This window comes from Mesorhizobium sp. M7A.F.Ca.CA.001.10.2.1, from assembly GCF_003998575.1.
Classification (GTDB): domain Bacteria; phylum Pseudomonadota; class Alphaproteobacteria; order Rhizobiales; family Rhizobiaceae; genus Mesorhizobium.
This window is the reverse complement of the sequence record NZ_RZQY01001312.1, coordinates 1-524: the sequence shown is the minus strand read 5'-3', so window position 1 is coordinate 524 and position 524 is coordinate 1. Positions and strand designations below refer to the sequence as shown.

General features: G+C 69.3%; 1 protein-coding gene. It reads right to left on the bottom strand.

All coding sequences use genetic code 11. From position 1 onward, the window contains the following. A partial coding sequence (locus EN964_RS36825; protein WP_281059611.1) for an RNA polymerase sigma factor occupies nucleotides 1-524 on the bottom strand: 524 nt, incomplete at both ends.

Below are 524 nucleotides of genomic sequence, written 5' to 3'. Positions count from 1 at the left end.
CAGCAGCATCAGGGCAAGCAGCCCTTGCGCCTCCGGCTGGTCGAGCAGTTCGACCATCAGCCGGCCGAGCCGGATCGCCTCGGCGCACAGGTCGGCCCGCGTCAGGTTCGGCCCCTCGGTGGCCGCGTAACCCTCGTTGAAGATCAGGTAGATCACCTGCAGCGCGCTCTCGAGACGCACCGGCAGGTCGGCGCGGTCGGGCACCTCGTAGGGGATCGCCTCGTCCCGGATCTTCGCCTTGGCCCGCACGATGCGTTGCGCAATGGTCGGTGTCGGCGTCAGATAGGCGCGGGCGATCTCTTCGGTGGTCAAACCACCCACTTCGCGCAGGGTCAGGGCGATGCGTGCATCCGGCGCCAGCGCCGGATGGCAGCAGACGAAGATGAGCCGCAATTCATCGTCCTGGATGTCTTCCGGCATGGCCGGCTCCCGTGTCGGCTCGGCCAGCGCCGTGAGTTCGGGCAGAGCCCCGGCCAGCCGTGCTTCCCGGCGCCAGCGGTCGATGGTCCTGAAGCGGCCGGCCG